Source organism: Alistipes shahii WAL 8301, from assembly GCF_025145845.1.
Lineage (GTDB): Bacteria > Bacteroidota > Bacteroidia > Bacteroidales > Rikenellaceae > Alistipes > Alistipes shahii.
In genome coordinates, this window is the sequence record NZ_CP102253.1 from 3,378,539 (window position 1) to 3,396,003 (window position 17,465).

A 17,465-nucleotide genomic window follows, 5' to 3' on the forward strand; every position below is an offset into this window, starting at 1 on the left:
ATTTTGGCGGTTCTGAAAGATTCGTCTATCTTTGTGTTCGCAAAATAACAACGAACGAAACAACATACGAATATCCACTAACTTAAATTTAAATTTTGCTATGAAAGTTTCTCATATCGAGCATCTTGGCGTTGCCGTGAAGAGTCTCGACGAGGCGATTCCCTACTGGGAGAACGTATTGGGCCTGAAGTGCTATGCCATCGAGGAGGTCGCCGACCAGAAGGTCCGCACGGCGTTCTTCATGCTGGGGCAGACCAAGATCGAATTGCTGGAGCCGACTTCGGAGGATTCGACGATCGCAAAGTACATCGAGAACCGCGGCGTCGGCATTCACCACATGGCGCTGGCCTGCGAAAACATCGAGGAGCAGCTCGCCGACGCGGAGGCCAAGGGCATCCGTCTGATCGACAAGACCCCCCGCAAGGGCGCCGAGGGCATGACCATCGCCTTCCTGCACCCGAAATCGACCCAGGGCATTCTGACGGAGCTTTGCGAAAACAAAAACAAATAGGATTATGAGCCAGATACAGGAAAAGATCAACAAACTGATCGAGAACCGCGAAACCGCGCGTCTCGGCGGCGGCCAGAAGGCGATCGACAAACAGCACGATAAGGGCAAGTACACGGCCCGCGAGCGTATTCAGATGCTCCTCGACGAAGGTTCGTTCGAGGAGTTCGATATGTTTGTGACCCACCGCTGCTACGATTTCGGCATGGATCGCAAGCACACCTTCGGCGACGGCGTGGTGACGGGTTACGGCACGATCGACGGACGTCTGGTTTATGTCTTCGCACAGGATTTCACCGTGACGGCCGGTTCGCTGTCGCTGTCGATGTCCGACAAGATCTGCAAGGTGATGGACATGGCCATGCGCAACGGCGCGCCCTGCATCGGCATGAACGACTCGGGCGGCGCGCGTATCCAGGAGGGCGTCAACGCCCTGGCCGGTTACGCCAACATCTTCCAGCGCAACGTGATGTCGTCGGGCGTCATTCCGCAGATTTCGGCCATCTTCGGCCCCTGCGCAGGCGGTGCGGTCTATTCGCCCGCGCTGACCGACTTCATCATTATGAAGAAGGAGACCTCGAACATGTTCCTCACCGGCCCGAAGGTCGTGAAGACCGTGACGGGCGAGGACGTGACGCAGGAGCAGCTGGGCGGCGCCCTGATGCACACCACCAAGTCGGGCGTGGCGCAGTTCGCCGTCGACACCGAGGAGGAGGGTATCGGGCTGATCAAGAAGCTGATCTCCTACATGCCGCAGAACAACATGGAGGACGCTCCGCTGGCCGTCTGCACCGATAAGATCACCCGTCTGGAGGATTCGCTCAACGAGATCATTCCCGACAGCGCCAACAAGCCCTACGACATGACCGAGGTGATCAAGGCCATCGTCGACAACGGCGAGTTCCTCGAATCGGCCGCAGGCTATGCCAAGAACATCATCACCTGCTTCGCGCGTTTCAACGGCCAGTCGGTGGGCATCATCGCCAACCAGCCCAAGTTCATGGCCGGCGTGCTGGACATCAACGCCAGCCGCAAGGCTGCGCGCTTCGTGCGTTTCTGCGACGCGTTCAACATTCCGATCGTGACGCTGGTGGACGTTCCGGGCTTCCTGCCGGGTACGACCCAGGAGTACGGCGGCGTGATCACCCACGGCGCGAAGCTGCTGTTCGCCTACTGCGAGGCCACCGTGCCGAAGATCACCGTGACGCTGCGCAAGGCTTACGGAGGCGCATACATCGTCATGTCGTCGAAGCACATCCGCGGCGACATCAACTACGCATGGCCGACGGCCGAGATCGCCGTGATGGGCGCCAGCGGCGCCGTCGAGGTGCTCTACGGCAAGGAGCTGAAGGAGCTGGCCGACAAACCGGAGGAGAAGGCGAAGTTCATCGCCGAGAAGGAGCAGGAGTACAACGACAAGTTCTCCAACCCCTACAACGCCGCACGCTACGGCTATATCGACGACGTGATCGAGCCGCGCAACACGCGTTTCCGTGTGATCCGCGCCTTGCAGTCGCTGGCTACGAAGCGTTTGCAGAACCCCGCGAAGAAACATTCGAACATTCCTCTCTAACAGACTGAAAAGATGACAATACTGACAGTTATGAACTGGGGATGGTCCGAGATACTCTGGGTGTCGCTGATCGGGTTCAGCCTGGTGTTTATCCTGCTGGTGGCGCTGATCTTCATTATGAAGGCCTTCGGGGCCTGCTTCCGGGTCCGTCCGGCGAGCGGCAGGAAGGTCGACGCCCAGCCGATGATCAGCGAGGAGGAGATCGCAGCCATCGCTACGGCACTCAAGATCTACAAGGGCGCCCTGCACGACCGCGAGTCCGAGGTGCTGACCATTCTCAACATCAAGCGGGCCTATTCGCCCTGGAATTCGAAAATTCACGGTTTAACCCAGCTTCCCGACCGGAGATAGGACCCTGCGTCGGAACAAGACAACCCAAAAAAGAAAATGAAAGATTACTCTTTGAAAATCAACGGACATAATTACAACGTCCAGATCGACGACGTGAACGAGGCCTCGACGGTAGCGCACGTCGTGGTCAACGGCGTGGATTACGAAGTCGAGATCGAGGGCGCGAAAGCCTCGACGGTCTCCAAACCCCAGGTGTCCCCGGCCCCCAAGTCGGCCAACAGCGCCATGATCACTCCCTCGACGGCCACTCCTTCGCCGCGCATCGCTCCCGCGCCTTCGACGTCGGGTTCCAGCGTGAAATGCCCGCTGCCGGGCACCGTGTTGAGCGTGAAGGTGGCCGTGGGCGATACCGTCGCGGCAGGACAGACGCTCGTCGTGCTCGAAGCCATGAAGATGGAGAACAACATCGACGCCGACCGCGCCGGTGTCGTGAAGCAGATTCTCGTGCAGCAGGGCGCTACGGTCATGGAAGGCGACGTTTTAATCGTAATCGGGTAGGACTATGTGGAATGCATTGACTTCCAGCTCCAATTTCGTGCTGGAAAGCCTTGAAACCTTTGCCGAATCGACGGGCGTGGCCGGTCTGATAGCCAACATGGGGTGGGGCAGTCTGATTATGATCTGTGTGGCCTTCTTTCTGCTGTACCTGGCCATCAAACATAAGTTCGAACCGCTGCTGCTGCTGACCATCGCGTTCGGCATGCTGCTGACGAACCTTCCCGGAGCGAACCTCTACCATACGGAACTTTTTGCCGGGGGGCACGTCCACTGGGATATTTTCGTCGCCCAGGCGGGACTCCTCGATTACCTCTATCTGGGCGTGAAGCTCGGCATCTATCCCTGCCTTATCTTCGTGGGCGTGGGCGCCATGACCGACTTCGGCCCGCTGATCGCCAACCCCAAGAGCTTCCTGCTGGGAGCCGCGGCGCAGATCGGTATTTTCCTCACGTTCATCGGCGCTTATGCGCTCGGGTTCTCGCCCGCCGAGGCCGGTTCGATCGGCATCATCGGCGGCGCCGACGGTCCCACGTCGATCTACCTGACCGCGATTCTGGCTCCCGAGCTGCTCGGCCCGATCGCCGTGGCCGCCTACTCCTACATGGCCCTCGTGCCGGTGATTCAGCCGCCGATCATGCGCATGCTGACCACCGAGAAGGAGCGTAAGATCAAGATGCGTCAGCTGCGTCCGGTGTCGAAGACCGAGAAGATCCTCTTCCCGCTGATCATCACCGTGATCATCGCGCTGCTGCTGCCGTCGGCCGCTCCGCTCGTCGGCTGTCTCATGCTGGGCAACCTGATGAAGGAGTGCGGCGTGGTGGACCGTCTGTCGAAGACGGTGCAGAACGAACTGATGAACATTGTCGTCATCTTCCTGGGTCTCACGGTGGGAGCTACGGCTACGGCCGAGGCGTTCCTCAATCCGCGGACGCTGTTCATCCTCGTGCTGGGCGTGATCGCCTTCGCGATGGGAACCGCCGGCGGCGTGCTGCTCGCCAAGGTGATGAACTTCTTCTCGAAGGGCGACAACAAGATCAATCCGCTGATCGGTTCGGCCGGCGTTTCGGCCGTCCCGATGGCCGCCCGCGTGTCGCAGACCGAGGGCCAGAAGGCCGATCCCTCGAACTTCCTGCTGATGCACGCCATGGGTCCCAACGTGGCCGGCGTGGTCGGTTCGGCGGTCGCCGCGGGCATTCTGCTTTCGTTCCTCGGATAGGGAATCGCGTTCCGGGCCGCACGGCCCGATACGGTTGCAAGAGGGTTTCGGTTCGCCGGACCCTCTTTTTTGCGCCCGTGCCGTTGCAAGTCTCGCATTTTTCGCTATATTTATGAAACCTAAAACTCCTGCCTTATTATGAAACGCTTGTTTATGGTGCTTTTCGGCCTTGCGTCGCTGCATGCGGCTGCGACCGCCGCGAAAGCCGCCGGAGAGGAAAAGACCCCCGGAAAAAACGCCGGTGCGGCGGCCAGCCTTTGGCCCGAAAAGATGGACCCCTCTTTTCAGGGAAGCCGTCCGGAATGCTTCAAAATCTGGGTGATCCGCAACCTGCGGTTTCCGGCCGATCGCTACGATGTCGGGGATGAGGCGAAGGTTGAAGTTGTGTTCGCCATCGACAAAAACGGGACGCTGACCGATCTGAAGGTCACGCATTGCGAGGAGCGGCATTTTGCCGACCGGCTCTGCAAGACGATCGCCCTGTCGCCGAAATGGTCGCCCGGACGGACGAAGGGGAAACCCGTAAAAACGGAGCTGGAGATGCGATTCGTCTTCCGGTTGGTCGCCCCTCCTGCGGGACAGGAGGAGCTGGGGCTTTGCGCCGAGGAGTGCGACATCCATACGACGGCCGATAGGATGCCCCTGTTCTGCGGCGCGGTCCGGACGGGTTTCGTGCGTGGGTGCAGCGGCAGGTCGACAGCCTGATGGGTCCGGGTGCGCTCACGGAGCCGCGGAAACTGATCCTGCGGTTTGTCGTCGGAAAGGACGGGCGGGTGACTCCTGCCCCCAAACCGAAATACCGGGACGAGGATGCTTTGGAACAGACGGTGCGTCAGGCCATTGCCGCGGCTCCTGCGTGGACTCCGGCGACGATTGACGGAGAGCGGGTTCGTTTCGGGGTCTCGATGCCGGTAGCCTTCGGTCCCGGGGCCGCCGGAGCGGAATACAGCGATAAAGACGCTTACCGGGTGGTCGAGGTCATGCCGAAGTTCTTCGGAGGCGGGCTGGATAAATTCCGGAGTTGGGTGATGGCTGAAGTGAGGTACCCGTCGGACATGCTGAAACGGGGCGTGCAGGGGCGTGTGGTCGCGGCATTCATCGTCGACAAGGAGGGGCGGATTACGATGGTGGAGATTCTCGAGTCGCCGCATCCGCAATTTTCGGAAGCGGTCGCTCGTGTGCTTGGACGTGCGCCGCGGTGGACGCCGGGCAGGCAGGACGGTGCGCTCGTCCGGGTGGAATACACGCTGCCGGTCGATTTCAAAATTCGCTCGGAACTGCGGTTCCCGAGCGGCGCCGCCGGCCGGAACCGGGGTTCATCCCGTTCGTATTGACACAGCCGCCCGCCCGCCTGCCCGCCCGCCTGCCCGCCTGTCTGCCCGCCCGACTGCCCGCCAAGGGCGCCCGGTAACGCCGCGCTCCTGCTTCGGAATGCCGCAACTCTCCTGAATACGGGGCCGTTGCGGTTTTTTTGCGCGGTTTTCGATTTTGATTTTCATTTGTTTTTGCAGATCAGAAACTTTTTCGTACCTTTGCGCACCCGCAATGTGCGGGGAACGGATTACAATAAGTTAAATTAAACGTAAAAACAGTGGATTCATTAAGCTACAAGACTATCTCGGCGAACGCTGCGACCGTCACCAAGGAATGGGTGGTGATCGACGCTACGAACGAGGTATTGGGACGTCTTGCATCGCAGGTCGCGAAGATCCTCCGAGGCAAGAACAAGCCCAGCTACACACCCCACGTCGACTGTGGTGACTACGTCATCGTCATCAACGCGGAGAAGGTGAAGCTCACGGGCAACAAAATGACCGACAAGGTCTACACGCGTCACACCGGATACCCCGGCGGCCAGCGTTTCGCTACGCCTGCCGACTATCTGGCAAAGAAACCGACCTTCCTCATCGAGAAGGCCGTCAAAGGCATGCTGCCCAAGACCCGTCTGGGCGACAAGCTGCTGTCGAACCTGAAGGTCTATGCCGGCGCAGAGCATCCCCACGCCGCACAGAACCCGAAGACTATTAAATTAAACGAGATTAAGTAAGAGTTATGGAAGTTGTAAACACCGTAGGTCGTCGTAAGGCCGCTGTGGCTCGCGTATACGTGAAGCCGGGCAAGGGTCAGATTACAATCAACCGCAAAGCGCTTGAAGTTTACTTCCCGCTCGAAATTCTCCAGTACCAGGTGAAGCAGCCCCTGCTGGCCACCAACACGGCGGAGAATTACGACATCGTCATCAACCTCGATGGCGGTGGTATCACGGGACAGGCTTCGGCCGCTCGTCTGGGCATCGCACGCGCACTGTGCGAAATCGACGCGGAGATGCGTCCGGTGCTGAAGAAGGCCGGATTCCTCACGCGCGATTCCCGCGAGGTTGAGCGTAAGAAGCCCGGTCAGCCCGGTGCACGCCGCAAGTTCCAGTTCAGCAAGCGTTAATACGCACGACCGGAATTTCGGCAACGCACGGCGACGGTTCTCAAACCACATGGATACTTATTTATATATTGGGAATTTTTCATTTTTAATTCTTAATTTTTAATTAGTCTACTATCTGGTTGCCGCGCCGCGGAAAACTCCCCGGGACCGGCCAGGCCGCTACCCGGAGGGTTGAAGAAAAGAGAATTAAAATTAATCAACGAATTGAATTAAAATGTCACGTACAGATTTTAATACATTATTGGAAGCCGGTGCGCACTTCGGTCACCTGAAGCGCAAATGGAACCCCAAAATGGCTCCTTACATCTTCATGGAGAAGAACGGCATCCACATCATCGACCTGCACAAAACCGTCCTGAAGATCGATGAGGCTGCTGCGGCCATCAAGCAGATCGCCAAGAGCGGTCGCCGCGTGCTGTTCGTAGCGACCAAGAAACAGGCCAAGGACATTGTTGCCGAAAAGGTGGCAGCCGTCGGTATGCCTTACGTCACCGAGCGTTGGGCCGGCGGTATGCTGACAAACTTCCCCACCATACGTAAAGCCGTCAAGAAAATGTCCACCATCGACAAGATGGCGACCGACGGCACGTTCGATAATTTCTCCAAGCGCGAAAAACTCCAGATCTCCCGCCAGCGTGCGAAACTGGAGAAGAACCTCGGCTCGATCGCCGACCTGACGCGTCTTCCGGCGGCTCTGTTCGTCGTCGACGTACAGAAGGAGGCCAACGCCGTGAAGGAGGCCAAACGCCTCAGCATCCCCGTATTTGCAATGGTAGACACTTGTTGTGATCCGACCGACATTGATTACGTTATCCCTGCAAATGACGATGCCACCAAGTCGATCGCCGTGGTTCTCGAAGCCATGTGCGCCGCTATCGCCGAGGGCACCGAGGAGCGCAAGCTCGAAAAGGAGAAGGAGGCACAGGAGGCTGACGCCGAGGGTGCAACCGTTAAGAAGGAGGGCAAGCCCCGCATCAAGAAGGCCGTGAAGGCTGCGATTGATGCCGAGGAGGCTGCCGTGGCAGAGGTTGTCGCCGCTGTCGAGACTCCCTACGAGGAGCCTGCTGCCGCTCCCGCAGAAGCAGCCGAAGTTGTTGCTGAAGCAGCCGAGACCGCCGAGGAAAAGGCAGAATAATTGTATTTACGAACCTTATAGAGAAAGGACAAGATTATGGAAATCAAAGCTGCTGATGTAATGAAGCTCCGCAAGATGACCGGCGCCGGTATGATGGACTGCAAGAAGGCCCTCATCGAAGCCGAAGGTGATTTTGCCCGCGCTCAGGACATTATCCGCGAGAAAGGTAAGCTCATCGTCGCCAAGCGCGCCGACCGCACCGCTACCGAGGGTGTCGTCGTTACGAAGATCGTAGGCCAGAAGGCTTACATCCTCTGCCTGGCGTGCGAGACCGACTTCGTGGCCCAGAACTCCGAGTATTCGGCTTCGGCCGAGGCCATGCTGGAGGTCGCCGTGAAGAACGACGCTGCCGACCGCGATGTGCTGATGGCTGCGAAAAACGCAGAGGGCCGCACCGTCGAGGAGATGGTGACCGAGAAATCGGGTCAGACGGGCGAGAAGATCGAGCTGGCTTACTACGGCCGCATCGAGGCTCCCTACTGCGCTGCTTACGTGCACTTCAACAAGAAGCTGGGTACGATCCTGGGCTTCAACAAGGAGATTCCCGCCGAGGTCGCACACACCGTGACCATGCAGGCTACGGCCATGGCTCCCGTTTCGATCTCGGAGGCGGACTGCCCCGCAGAGGTTGTGGAGCACGAGCGTAAGATCGCCGTGGAGGCCATGAAGCAGGACCCCAAGAACGCCAACAAACCCGAGGCCATTCTGGAGAAGATCGCCGAAGGCAAGATGCGCAAGTTCTTCGAGGAGAACACGCTGCTGGCCCAGCCGGTGGTAGGCGAGAAGGAGTCGATCGCCGACTACATCCACAAGGCCGACAAGGATGCCACGGTCGTGGCTTACAAGCGGTTCGCTCTGGGCGAATAGTCCAAGCCGATTTATATGAAAACAGACCGGAGCGATCCGGTCTGTTTTTTTTGTTGCCATTTGCGGCTCTCCGCAGGAACCACGGCGGATATTTCCGCACATCCCTCGAAATCCCCGGACGGGACGCACTCCGGCGCTACCCGTCCGGGGATTTTCTCTCCCGGTCTCTTCCGTGGGCTGCCGTAAAAAAGACTTATTAGTCAAAACGGGTGCTGAAACGCCTCAAAAACAGGAAAACGCCACGCTATAGGTCAAAACGGGTGCCGATAGCGTGGCATTCTATTTGATTTTCAGTATATTTTGGCATTTGAAAATATAGAAATTGCATTATGAACAAAAAAATGCCCGACATGCAATTCCCCCATTGTAAAGAAGGACGGAAAACGCAAAAGCGTCCAACGATACAAGTGCATGGTTTGTGGACGCCGCTTCAGCGGCGGGCGTGATTTTACAAAAGAAGACATCTGGGAGATGTACCTGCACGGCAAGCAGACAATAGCCCAGATCAGTGAAACTACAGGTCTCAGTGCTTCGACCGTGACACGTCGGCTTGCCTCCATTTCGTTCAGCTGGGAACAGCCTAGGATCAAAGGAAGCGGTGTGATACATCTCGACGCCACGTATTTTGGGCGCAATACAGGAGTGCTGTTGGCTCTGGAAAGCGGAAGCGGCAGACTTCTTTACATGAAGCATATCGCCCACGAGCACATCAGTGATTACGAGGACGCTGTGAAACATATAGTAGGATGCGGGTATGCCATTCAGGGGATTGTCATTGATGGTTTTCAAAAGCTGTTTACCGTCCTTTCGGAATACAGAATACAGATGTGCCAGTTCCACATGGTGGCGATAATAAGAAGAAAACTGACCAAGAATCCGCAACTTGAGGCAGGAAAGGAGTTATTGGATCTTGCATACCGTCTAAAAGACATGAATGAAAGTGCATTCGTCAGTGCATTTGAGAAATGGAAGAGGAAATGGCATGACTTCCTGAAAGAAAAGACGGTCAACGAGATTACCGGACGCACGATATATACCCATCAACGGCTCAGATCTGCCATGGTCAGCATATCGACCTACCTTCCTTTTTGTTTACATACGAGAAAGTCAGAGGTATGCCCAACACAAACAATATGATCGAAGGCACATTCACCGACATGAAGAAAGCCTTGCGGAATCATCCGGGAATGATTGAGGAAAACCGCAAGCGGATGATGAACGGGTTTTTCTTGGCATATGCCAAATTGCATAATGAAAAAGGAGACAACCGCTAAGGCCATCTCCTGAATCGCATTATGCATATTGGACGGCTTTATTCCTGGCGGAGGTGCTCCCCAGCAGAGCTCCGTTACGCTTTAAGCCGCAATGCAAAATAACAAAATACAGATGAATCCACCAAAAACGGGTGCCATTTTCAGCACCCGTTTTGACCTATAGAGCGAAAGCGCTCGCATCAAATATGTGTTCAAAAGTTTTGAATGGTCATATCATACTGACAGACACCAGTATTACAACGATTTTAGCACCCGAAATGACCTATACGCCTTCATCGAACTCTACTGAAACGAAAAACCCCGGCCTTCCGGCCGGGGTTTTTCGCAATGCAGGGAGCGGTTATTTCATCTCCACCAGCGCTTTGCCCGTCATTTCGGCAGGCTGCTCCAGCCCCATCAGCTTCAGCACCGTGGGAGCCACGTCGGCCAGAATACCGCTGCGGACGGACTTCACGCGGTCCGACACCACCACGATGGGAACCGGATTGAGCGAGTGCGCCGTGTTGGGCGTACCGTCGGCATTGACGGCGTTGTCGGCGTTGCCGTGGTCGGCGATCATCACCACCTCGTAGCCGTTGGCCCTGGCGGCCTCCACGACCTCGGAGACACACTTGTCGACAGCCTTCACGGCCTTCACGATCGCCTCATAGACGCCCGTGTGGCCCACCATGTCGCCGTTGGCGAAGTTCAGGCAGATGAAGTCGAATTTCTTTTCACCCAGCGCAGCGACCAGTTTTTCAGCCACTTCCGGGGCCGACATTTCGGGCTGGAGGTCATAGGTCGCCACCTTGGGCGAGGCGACGAGGATACGCTCCTCGCCGTCGAATTTCTCCTCGCGGCCGCCGTTCAGGAAGAACGTCACGTGGGCGTATTTCTCGGTCTCGGCGATACGCAGCTGTTTGAGACCCTGCTTCGAAACCCACTCGCCGATGGTGTCGGGCACGTTCTCCTTGTCGAAAAGGATGTGCAGACCCGTGAACTTGGCGTCGTAGGGGGTCATGCAGCAGTAGTAGAGCGGCATGGTGTGCATTCCCTCGGCGGGCATATCCTCCTGCGTCAGCACAATGGTAAGCTCCTTGGCGCGGTCGTTGCGGTAGTTGAAGAAGATCACCAGGTCGTTCGGACGGATCATGCCGACGGGCTGTCCGGCAGCGTCGACGCGCACGACGGGCTTGATGAACTCGTCCGTCACACCCTCGTCGTAGGATTTTTGCACGGCCTCGACCATGTCCGACGCCTTCTCGCCGACGCCGTCGACCAGCGCGTCGTAAGCGATTTTCACCCGCTCCCAGCGTTTGTCGCGGTCCATGGCGTAATAACGGCCGATGACCGTGGCCACCTTGCCCGTCGATGCGGCCATGTGCTTTTCGAGGTCGGCGACGAAGCCCTTGCCGCTGCGCGGGTCGGTGTCGCGGCCGTCCATGAAGCAGTGCACGAACGTATTTTCGATCTTATATTCGGCGGCGATGTCGCAGAGTTTGAAAAGATGCTCCAGCGACGAGTGCACGCCGCCGTCCGACACGAGGCCCATGAAATGCACGTTCACGCCGTTTTTCTTGGCGTATTCGAACGCGGCTTTCACCTCCGGGTTCTGCATGATCGAGTTGTCGCGGCAGGCGCGGTTGATCTTCACGAGGTCCTGATAAACGACGCGGCCGGCGCCGATATTGAGGTGTCCCACCTCCGAATTGCCCATCTGTCCGTCGGGCAGGCCGACGTTCTCGCCGTCGGTGCGCAGTTCGGCATGGGGGTATTTTTCGGTCATGGCCGAAATGTATTCGGGATGCACGGTCGAAATGACGTCCGCCTTATCGTGACGGCCGTTTCCCCAGCCGTCGAGAATCATAAGTAATACCTTGTTGTTGCTCATAAATGTATCTTGTTTTATTATTCGTCAATATTGCTCTCGGTCGCCGTTGTCGCGGCGTACCGCCGCGTTTACAAATTGGACCCACCCCCAACCCCCGCCTTGGCGGGGGCTTAATCGCGTCGCGACCAAGATTTCAACCAAAGTTTCACCCGGGGTTTTGCCCCAAACTTCAGCAGGAACTACGACCGGGATGTCGACCAGAGTGCGACTGAAAATACAGAATTTTTAATTCTTAATTTTTCATTTTTAATTGAGCTGATTGCAAATCAACTCCACGGCCTTGTCGATGGCGGCCTGCAAACCGTCGGGATTCTTGCCGCCGGCCGTCGCGAAGAAGGCCTGTCCTCCTCCGCCGCCCTGCATCAGCTTCGCGGCCTCGCGCACGACGGCTCCGGCATTCACGCCGCAGGCCGTGATCTCGTCGCCCAGCATCACCGTCAGCGTCGGCTTCCCGTCCCAGACGGAACCCACGACGAAGACCAGCCTGGGCGAACGCTGGCGCAGGTTGTAGGCCAGGTCCTTCACGAAGTCGGGACGGCGGTCGGTCTGCGTGGCGAAAAGCTGCATGCCGTGACGCTCGGGCGTCGATGCGGCGATCTTGTCGGCCCACTGGGCCACCTGCTCGCGGCGCATCGACTCGACCTCCTTCGAGAGGGTCTCGTTGCTTTCGAGCATCTTCTTCACGGCCTGCACGACCTGCGGGTTATTGAGGTATTCGGCGATGTTGCGCATCGTGTCCTCGGCGGCATAGAGCACCTTCTCGGCCTGCTCGCCCGTGACAGCCTCGATACGGCGCACACCGGCCGAAATGGCGCTCTCCGAGAGAATCTTGAAGAAGCCGATATTGCCCGTGGCGCCGGTGTGCGTACCGCCGCACAGTTCGACCGACGACCCGAAGCGGACCATGCGGACCTTGTCGCCGTATTTCTCGCCGAAGAGCATCATCGCACCGCACTTCTCGGCCTCCTCCTTCGTAGCCTCGCGGTTCTCCACGAGCGGATAGTTGGCGCGGATGGCCCGGTTGACGAGTTGCTCCACCTTGCGCAGCTCCTCGGGCGTCACCTTCTGGAAATGCGAGAAGTCGAAACGCAGGATTTCGGGCGTCACCAGCGAACCCTTCTGCTCGACATGCGCGCCGAGCACCTTGCGCAGCGCCTCGTGCATAAGGTGCGTGGCGGTGTGGTTGTTGGCTGCGGCCTGCCGTTTTTCAGGGTCCACCCGGGCCGTAAATTCGGCCGCGGGGTTCTCCGGGAGCTGGTTCACGATATGGATGATCAGGCCGTTCTCCTTCTCGGTGGCCACGACAGGAATACGCTCGTTGGCGCTCTCGATCATACCGATGTCGCCGACCTGGCCGCCCGAGTTGCCGTAGAACGGCGTGCGGTCGAAAACCAGCTGGTACGATGTCTTGCCCTTCGACGTGACGCGGCGGTAGCGTGCGATGCGGACCTTCTCGGTCAGCGTGTCGTAGCCCGTGAAGACGCTCTCGCGGATGGGGAACAGCTCCACCCAGTCGTCGGTGTCGACGGCGGCGGCGTTGCGCGAACGCTCCTTCTGGGCCTGCAACTCCTTCTCGAAGGCGGCGAGGTCCACGCCGACGCCCTGTTCGCGGGCGATCAGCTCCGTGAGGTCGATCGGGAAACCGAACGTATCGTAGAGTTCGAAGGCGTCCTTGCCCGAAATAAGCTCCTTGCCTTCGCCTTTGGTTCTGGAGATCACGCCGTCCAGCAGGTTGATGCCCGTGGCGAGCGTGCGCAGGAACGAGGACTCCTCCTCCTCGATCACTTTTTCGATCAGTCCCTGCTGGGCCTTCAGTTCGGGGAACTGGCCGCCCATCTGCCCGACCAGTCCGGGAACCAGGCGGCAGAGCGTCGGCTCGGTGAAGCCGAGGTAGGTGTAGCCGTAGCGCACGGCGCGGCGCAGGATGCGGCGGATGACATAGCCCGCCTTGACGTTCGACGGCAGCTGGCCGTCGGCGATCGAGAAGGCGATGGCGCGCAGGTGGTCAGCGATCACGCGCATGGCCACGTCGGCCTTCCGGTCCTCGCCGTATTTCTTGCCCGACATCTCCGCGATGCGGCCGATCGTGGGCTGGAAAACGTCGGTGTCGTAGTTCGACTTCTTGCCCTGGAGGATCATGCAGAGGCGCTCGAAGCCCATGCCCGTGTCGACGTTGCGCGCGGGAAGTTCCTCCAGCGAGCCGTTTGCCTTGCGGTTGAACTGCATGAAGACGAGGTTCCAGATCTCGATCACCTGCGGATGGCTCGCGTTGACCATCTCGCGGCCCGGTTTGGCGGCGATCTCCGCCTCGTCGCGCAGGTCGAAGTGGATTTCCGAGCAGGGTCCGCAGGGTCCCGTCTCGCCCATCTCCCAGAAATTATCGTGCTTGTTGCCGCGGATGATATGGTCCGCGGGCAGGTACCGGAGCCAGTAGTCGTAAGCCTCCTGGTCGAACGGCACGCCGTCCTCCTCCGAACCTTCGAACACCGTGGCATACATCCGCTCGGCGGGCAGTCCGTAGACGCCGTGGAGCAGTTCCCAGGCCCACTCGATCGCCTCCTTCTTGAAGTAATCGCCGTAGGACCAGTTGCCCAGCATCTCGAACATCGTATGGTGGTAGGTGTCGTGGCCGACCTCCTCCAGGTCGTTGTGCTTGCCTGAAACGCGCAGACATTTCTGCGTATCGGCCGCACGCGGATACTTGCGGGGGGCGTTGCCCAGGAAGATGTCCTTGAACTGGTTCATGCCCGCGTTGGTGAACATCAGCGTGGGGTCGCCCTTGACGACCATCGGGGCCGAAGGCACGATAGCATGCCCTTTCGACTCGAAGAAGTCGAGAAAGGCCTGACGAATTTTATTTGACTCCATGATATATTGATTTATCCTATTTTCACGTTCTTGATTTCGGGTTGCAAAATTACACATTTTAAACTAAATTTGCATCCTATTAAAGGAGATTTTTCCGCGATGGGCGAAAAAGGACACAGATTCGGAACCGAAACGCTTCGGACAGGCGCAGAGGAGCTGACACACGAGGCGCAGGTTCTCACGCACGGCGTGATGACGGCCCCGTTCCGGCTCCGCACCTACCGCCTGATCCGCAAGATCCTGATCGGATTCATCCTCGTGTCGATCGCCAACGTCCTCTTCTCCTACTTCTTCTACACGCCCAAGATGTACCGCATCCTGCGCGACAACCGCGAGACGGTGATCAAATACCGCATTCTCCAGGACCGCATCCGCACCGCCCAGCAGCGCGTCGACGAAATACGCCACCGCGACAACTACGTCTACCGCTCGCTCTTCTCGACCGACACGCTCTCGATCCCGGGCGTGTGGCAACCCTACCCCGATTCGAAATACGCCCCGCTCGCCGCCGACGACTACGCCCCGCTGATGGTCGGGACATGGCGGCAGCTGGACGCGCTGGCCCGGACGATCTACCTCGAATCGGTGTCGTTCGACGAATTGCAGCAGTTCTCGAAGAACAAGGAGCAGCTCTCGGCAGCCGTCCCGGCCATCTGGCCCATCGACCGCTCGGCGCTGCACAACAACCACATCGGCGCCTTCAGCGCGCGCCGCATGCACCCCGTGCTGGGCTACATCCGCCCCCACACGGGCATCGACTTCGGCTGCGACTGCGGCACTCCGGTCTACGCCACGGGCGACGCCGTGGTCGAAACAGCCTCGGCCAGCGGCTTCAACGGCGGCTACGGCAAGCAGGTGCTGCTCAACCACGAATTCGGTTACAAGACGCGCTACGCCCACCTGAACGAGGTGCTCGTGAAACCCGGCGAGCGCGTCACGCGCGGCCAGATCATCGCCCGGACGGGCAACACGGGGCGTTCGACGGGCCCCCACCTCCACTACGAGGTGATCCACAAGGGCGTGCCCGTCAACCCGATCAACTATTTCAACCGCAACATGACCCCCGAGGAGTACGAACGCCTGATGGAGAACATGCGCGAGACCAACTTCGAAAAGCTCTGACATGGCAGGTAAAAAGGATTTAGAGCGTCTGCGCAGGCGCAGGCGGCGCAAGCAGCGGATCATCCGCGCCACGGTCCACCTTTTCGTGTGGCTGGGGATGGCGGTGCTCTACTACGTGGGCTTCTCGGTCTTCTTCGACACGCCGTTCGAATACCAGATGAAGCACTCGACCGACCGCCTGCGCCGCGAATACGAGGCGCTGTCCGCCCGGTACGACTCGCTCTCGACCGTTCTGGGAAACCTTTCGGAACGCGACCGCAACGTTTTCCGCATCCTCTTCGAGTCGGAGCCGTACGATTTCGACTCGGAGCACGAACAACGGCAGAGTTCGACCTACGAAAAGATCGTGGGCCGCTCGACGCGTCAGCTCAAACGCGAACTGCGCGAGAGGGTGAGCGAAATGGAACGACAGCTCGAAACGCTCAACGCCTCGTACCTCGAACTGCAGGCGCGCATCGACACGGCGGGCCGCAGGTGCGACAACATCCCCTCGATCCAGCCCGTGATCAACAAGCAGCTGACGTTGCTCACAGCCTCCTACGGCATGCGCATCCACCCCTTCTACAAGACGCTGCAATCGCATCAGGGCGTGGATTACACCATCCCCGAGGGTTCGCGCGTCTTCGCCACGGCCGACGGCGTGGTGCGCGACGCGGCGCAGCGCAACTCGACGCAGGGCCAGACCGTAGTGATCGACCACGGCAACGGCTACGAAACCTCGTACAGCCACCTCTCGAAGATCAACGTCCGCAAGGGCCAGACCGTGCGGCGGGGCGACATCATCGCCCTCTCGGGCGACACGGGCCTTTCGCTGGCCCCCCACCTCCACTACGAAGTGCGGCTCGACGGCATGCGCGTCGACCCGATCCACTATTTCTTCATGGAGCTGACCCCCACCGAGTACCAACGCCTGATGCGCATCGCCCAGACCGGCATGCAGTCGTTCGACTGACCCGGCCAAGAGCCGGGATTCAGGCGGCAACGAGCCTTTGGAACGAGTCATAGCCGATACACGCCTTCGACCGAATAGCAAACCGAAAAATGGAAAATTCTGAAATCCGCCTTCTTCTGCTCGATTTCGACGGCACGCTGGCCGACACCCGGCGGGCCAACACGCTCTCCTACGTCGCGGCCCTCGGCGAAGCGGGCTACACGCTCACCGAGGAGGAGTACGCCGCCAATTACTTCGGAATGCGGTGCAACGAGTTTCTCACACGCTTCGGAATCGCCGACCCCGCCGAACGCGAGCGGCTGCGGCTTCGCAAGATCGCCCTCTACCCCACGTTTTTCGACACCGTGCGGCTCAACGAACCCCTGTGGACGTTCTGCCGGCAGTTCCGCGCCGGCGGCGGCCGCGTGTGGGTGGTCTCGACGGGCAGCCGGGCCAACATCGACAACGTGATGCGCCACCTGGGAATCGGCGGCCCCACGGCAGAGGGCGGGGTCTCCGAAACGGGCTTCCACTCCGGCGGAACGGACCCCGCAGCGCCGCTGGGCCGTGTCGACGGCATTCTCTCGGGCGCCGATGTGGAGCGTCCGAAACCCGCTCCGGACTGTTTTCTGGAGGCCATGCGCCGCGAAGGCTGCACGCCGCGCGAGACGCTGATCTTCGAGGATTCCGCAATCGGCATCGAGGCGGCACGCCGCAGCGGAGCGTCGTATTTCGTGGTGAAATTGTAGACTTAAATCTTGGAGACAATCCGATCCCGACTCGATGCCGGGGCCGTTAAGCGACGGACCGGCT

16 protein-coding genes and 1 pseudogene are annotated in these 17,465 nt (G+C 59.0%); 15 read left to right on the forward strand and 2 right to left on the reverse strand.

The features are described from left to right. The first annotated feature begins 100 nt into the window (after window positions 1–100). The 12 genes and pseudogenes from mce (at window position 101) to NQ492_RS14400 (ending at window position 9,861) form a co-directional block, all read left to right on the forward strand. Entirely contained in the window at window positions 101–511 is a 411-nt protein-coding gene (mce, locus tag NQ492_RS14345; RefSeq protein WP_022061034.1) for a methylmalonyl-CoA epimerase, read from the forward strand. 4 nt (window positions 512–515) lie between these two features. Further along, window positions 516–2,081: an acyl-CoA carboxylase subunit beta gene (locus NQ492_RS14350; protein WP_015545985.1), complete on the forward strand. Its 1,566-nt coding sequence runs from the start codon at window positions 516–518 to the stop codon at window positions 2,079–2,081. Between the two features lie 12 nt (window positions 2,082–2,093). Next, complete coding sequence (locus NQ492_RS14355) at window positions 2,094–2,432, forward strand: OadG family protein (RefSeq protein WP_229028689.1); 339 nt, start codon at window positions 2,094–2,096, stop codon at window positions 2,430–2,432. Between the two features lie 36 nt (window positions 2,433–2,468). Continuing rightward, window positions 2,469–2,930 (forward strand): biotin/lipoyl-containing protein, encoded by a 462-nt coding sequence (locus tag NQ492_RS14360; RefSeq protein WP_015545987.1) that lies wholly within the window; start codon window positions 2,469–2,471, stop codon window positions 2,928–2,930. Between the two features lie 4 nt (window positions 2,931–2,934). Further along, window positions 2,935–4,146, forward strand: coding sequence for a sodium ion-translocating decarboxylase subunit beta (locus NQ492_RS14365; RefSeq protein ID WP_044053943.1), 1,212 nt, complete (start codon window positions 2,935–2,937; stop codon window positions 4,144–4,146). 138 nt (window positions 4,147–4,284) lie between these two features. Then, complete coding sequence (locus NQ492_RS14370) at window positions 4,285–4,851, forward strand: energy transducer TonB (protein ID WP_083810161.1); 567 nt, start codon at window positions 4,285–4,287, stop codon at window positions 4,849–4,851. After that, window positions 4,827–5,480, forward strand: a complete 654-nt coding sequence (locus tag NQ492_RS14375) for an energy transducer TonB (RefSeq protein ID WP_157359441.1) — start codon at window positions 4,827–4,829, stop codon at window positions 5,478–5,480. Before NQ492_RS14370 ends, NQ492_RS14375 begins: the two co-directional genes overlap by 25 nt. Before the next feature lie 257 nt (window positions 5,481–5,737). Further along, window positions 5,738–6,193 carry a 50S ribosomal protein L13 gene (rplM, locus tag NQ492_RS14380; RefSeq protein ID WP_022061030.1) on the forward strand — a complete coding sequence of 152 codons (456 nt, stop codon included), beginning with the start codon at window positions 5,738–5,740 and terminating at the stop codon, window positions 6,191–6,193. Between the two features lie 5 nt (window positions 6,194–6,198). Next, window positions 6,199–6,585, forward strand: a complete 387-nt coding sequence (gene rpsI, locus NQ492_RS14385; protein ID WP_022061029.1) for a 30S ribosomal protein S9 — start codon at window positions 6,199–6,201, stop codon at window positions 6,583–6,585. A gap of 214 nt (window positions 6,586–6,799) precedes the next feature. Beyond that, window positions 6,800–7,720, forward strand: a complete 921-nt coding sequence (gene rpsB / locus NQ492_RS14390) for a 30S ribosomal protein S2 (RefSeq protein ID WP_022061028.1) — start codon at window positions 6,800–6,802, stop codon at window positions 7,718–7,720. A 36-nt stretch (window positions 7,721–7,756) separates the two neighbouring features. Next, the gene (tsf, locus tag NQ492_RS14395) at window positions 7,757–8,587 is read left to right on the forward strand and encodes a translation elongation factor Ts (RefSeq protein WP_044053944.1); all 831 of its coding nucleotides are present in this window, start codon (window positions 7,757–7,759) and stop codon (window positions 8,585–8,587) included. A gap of 363 nt (window positions 8,588–8,950) precedes the next feature. After that, window positions 8,951–9,861 (forward strand): annotated as a pseudogene (locus NQ492_RS14400) (IS256 family transposase, variant Zn-binding type). 340 nt (window positions 9,862–10,201) lie between these two features. On the opposite strand, the gene gpmI reads toward NQ492_RS14400, so the two are convergent. Both gpmI and alaS read right to left on the reverse strand, forming a co-directional pair. Continuing rightward, window positions 10,202–11,731 (reverse strand): 2,3-bisphosphoglycerate-independent phosphoglycerate mutase, encoded by a 1,530-nt coding sequence (gene gpmI / locus NQ492_RS14410; RefSeq protein WP_015545990.1) that lies wholly within the window; start codon window positions 11,729–11,731, stop codon window positions 10,202–10,204. A 246-nt stretch (window positions 11,732–11,977) separates the two neighbouring features. Beyond that, complete coding sequence (alaS, locus tag NQ492_RS14415) at window positions 11,978–14,602, reverse strand: alanine--tRNA ligase (RefSeq protein WP_044054668.1); 2,625 nt, start codon at window positions 14,600–14,602, stop codon at window positions 11,978–11,980. A 96-nt stretch (window positions 14,603–14,698) separates the two neighbouring features. On the opposite strand from alaS, the gene NQ492_RS14420 reads away from it, so the two are divergent. From NQ492_RS14420 to NQ492_RS14430, 3 genes are all read left to right on the forward strand, one after another. Continuing rightward, a complete protein-coding gene (locus tag NQ492_RS14420) occupies window positions 14,699–15,721 on the forward strand; it encodes a M23 family metallopeptidase (protein WP_015545992.1) in 1,023 nt (340 codons plus the stop codon). Between the two features lies 1 nt (window position 15,722). Continuing rightward, window positions 15,723–16,673 carry a M23 family metallopeptidase gene (locus tag NQ492_RS14425; RefSeq protein ID WP_015545993.1) on the forward strand — a complete coding sequence of 317 codons (951 nt, stop codon included), beginning with the start codon at window positions 15,723–15,725 and terminating at the stop codon, window positions 16,671–16,673. 89 nt (window positions 16,674–16,762) lie between these two features. Beyond that, a complete protein-coding gene (locus NQ492_RS14430) occupies window positions 16,763–17,401 on the forward strand; it encodes an HAD family hydrolase (RefSeq protein ID WP_195285135.1) in 639 nt (212 codons plus the stop codon). Window positions 17,402–17,465: the final 64 nt, after the last annotated feature.

What these genes read in the sequence shown, in the direction of transcription:
- NQ492_RS14350 (WP_015545985.1), top strand. Translation starts at nt 516, where the DNA reads ATGAGCCAGATACAGGAAAAGATCAACAAACTGATCGAGAACCGCGAA.
- tsf (WP_044053944.1), top strand. Translation starts at nt 7,757, where the DNA reads ATGGAAATCAAAGCTGCTGATGTAATGAAGCTCCGCAAGATGACCGGC.
- NQ492_RS14425 (WP_015545993.1), top strand. Translation starts at nt 15,723, where the DNA reads ATGGCAGGTAAAAAGGATTTAGAGCGTCTGCGCAGGCGCAGGCGGCGC.
- NQ492_RS14430 (WP_195285135.1), top strand. Translation starts at nt 16,763, where the DNA reads ATGGAAAATTCTGAAATCCGCCTTCTTCTGCTCGATTTCGACGGCACG.
- NQ492_RS14420 (WP_015545992.1), top strand. Translation starts at nt 14,699, where the DNA reads ATGGGCGAAAAAGGACACAGATTCGGAACCGAAACGCTTCGGACAGGC.
- gpmI (WP_015545990.1), bottom strand. Translation starts at nt 11,731, where the DNA reads ATGAGCAACAACAAGGTATTACTTATGATTCTCGACGGCTGGGGAAAC.
- rpsI (WP_022061029.1), top strand. Translation starts at nt 6,199, where the DNA reads ATGGAAGTTGTAAACACCGTAGGTCGTCGTAAGGCCGCTGTGGCTCGC.
- mce (WP_022061034.1), top strand. Translation starts at nt 101, where the DNA reads ATGAAAGTTTCTCATATCGAGCATCTTGGCGTTGCCGTGAAGAGTCTC.
- NQ492_RS14355 (WP_229028689.1), top strand. Translation starts at nt 2,094, where the DNA reads ATGACAATACTGACAGTTATGAACTGGGGATGGTCCGAGATACTCTGG.
- NQ492_RS14360 (WP_015545987.1), top strand. Translation starts at nt 2,469, where the DNA reads ATGAAAGATTACTCTTTGAAAATCAACGGACATAATTACAACGTCCAG.
- NQ492_RS14365 (WP_044053943.1), top strand. Translation starts at nt 2,935, where the DNA reads ATGTGGAATGCATTGACTTCCAGCTCCAATTTCGTGCTGGAAAGCCTT.
- rpsB (WP_022061028.1), top strand. Translation starts at nt 6,800, where the DNA reads ATGTCACGTACAGATTTTAATACATTATTGGAAGCCGGTGCGCACTTC.
- NQ492_RS14370 (WP_083810161.1), top strand. Translation starts at nt 4,285, where the DNA reads ATGAAACGCTTGTTTATGGTGCTTTTCGGCCTTGCGTCGCTGCATGCG.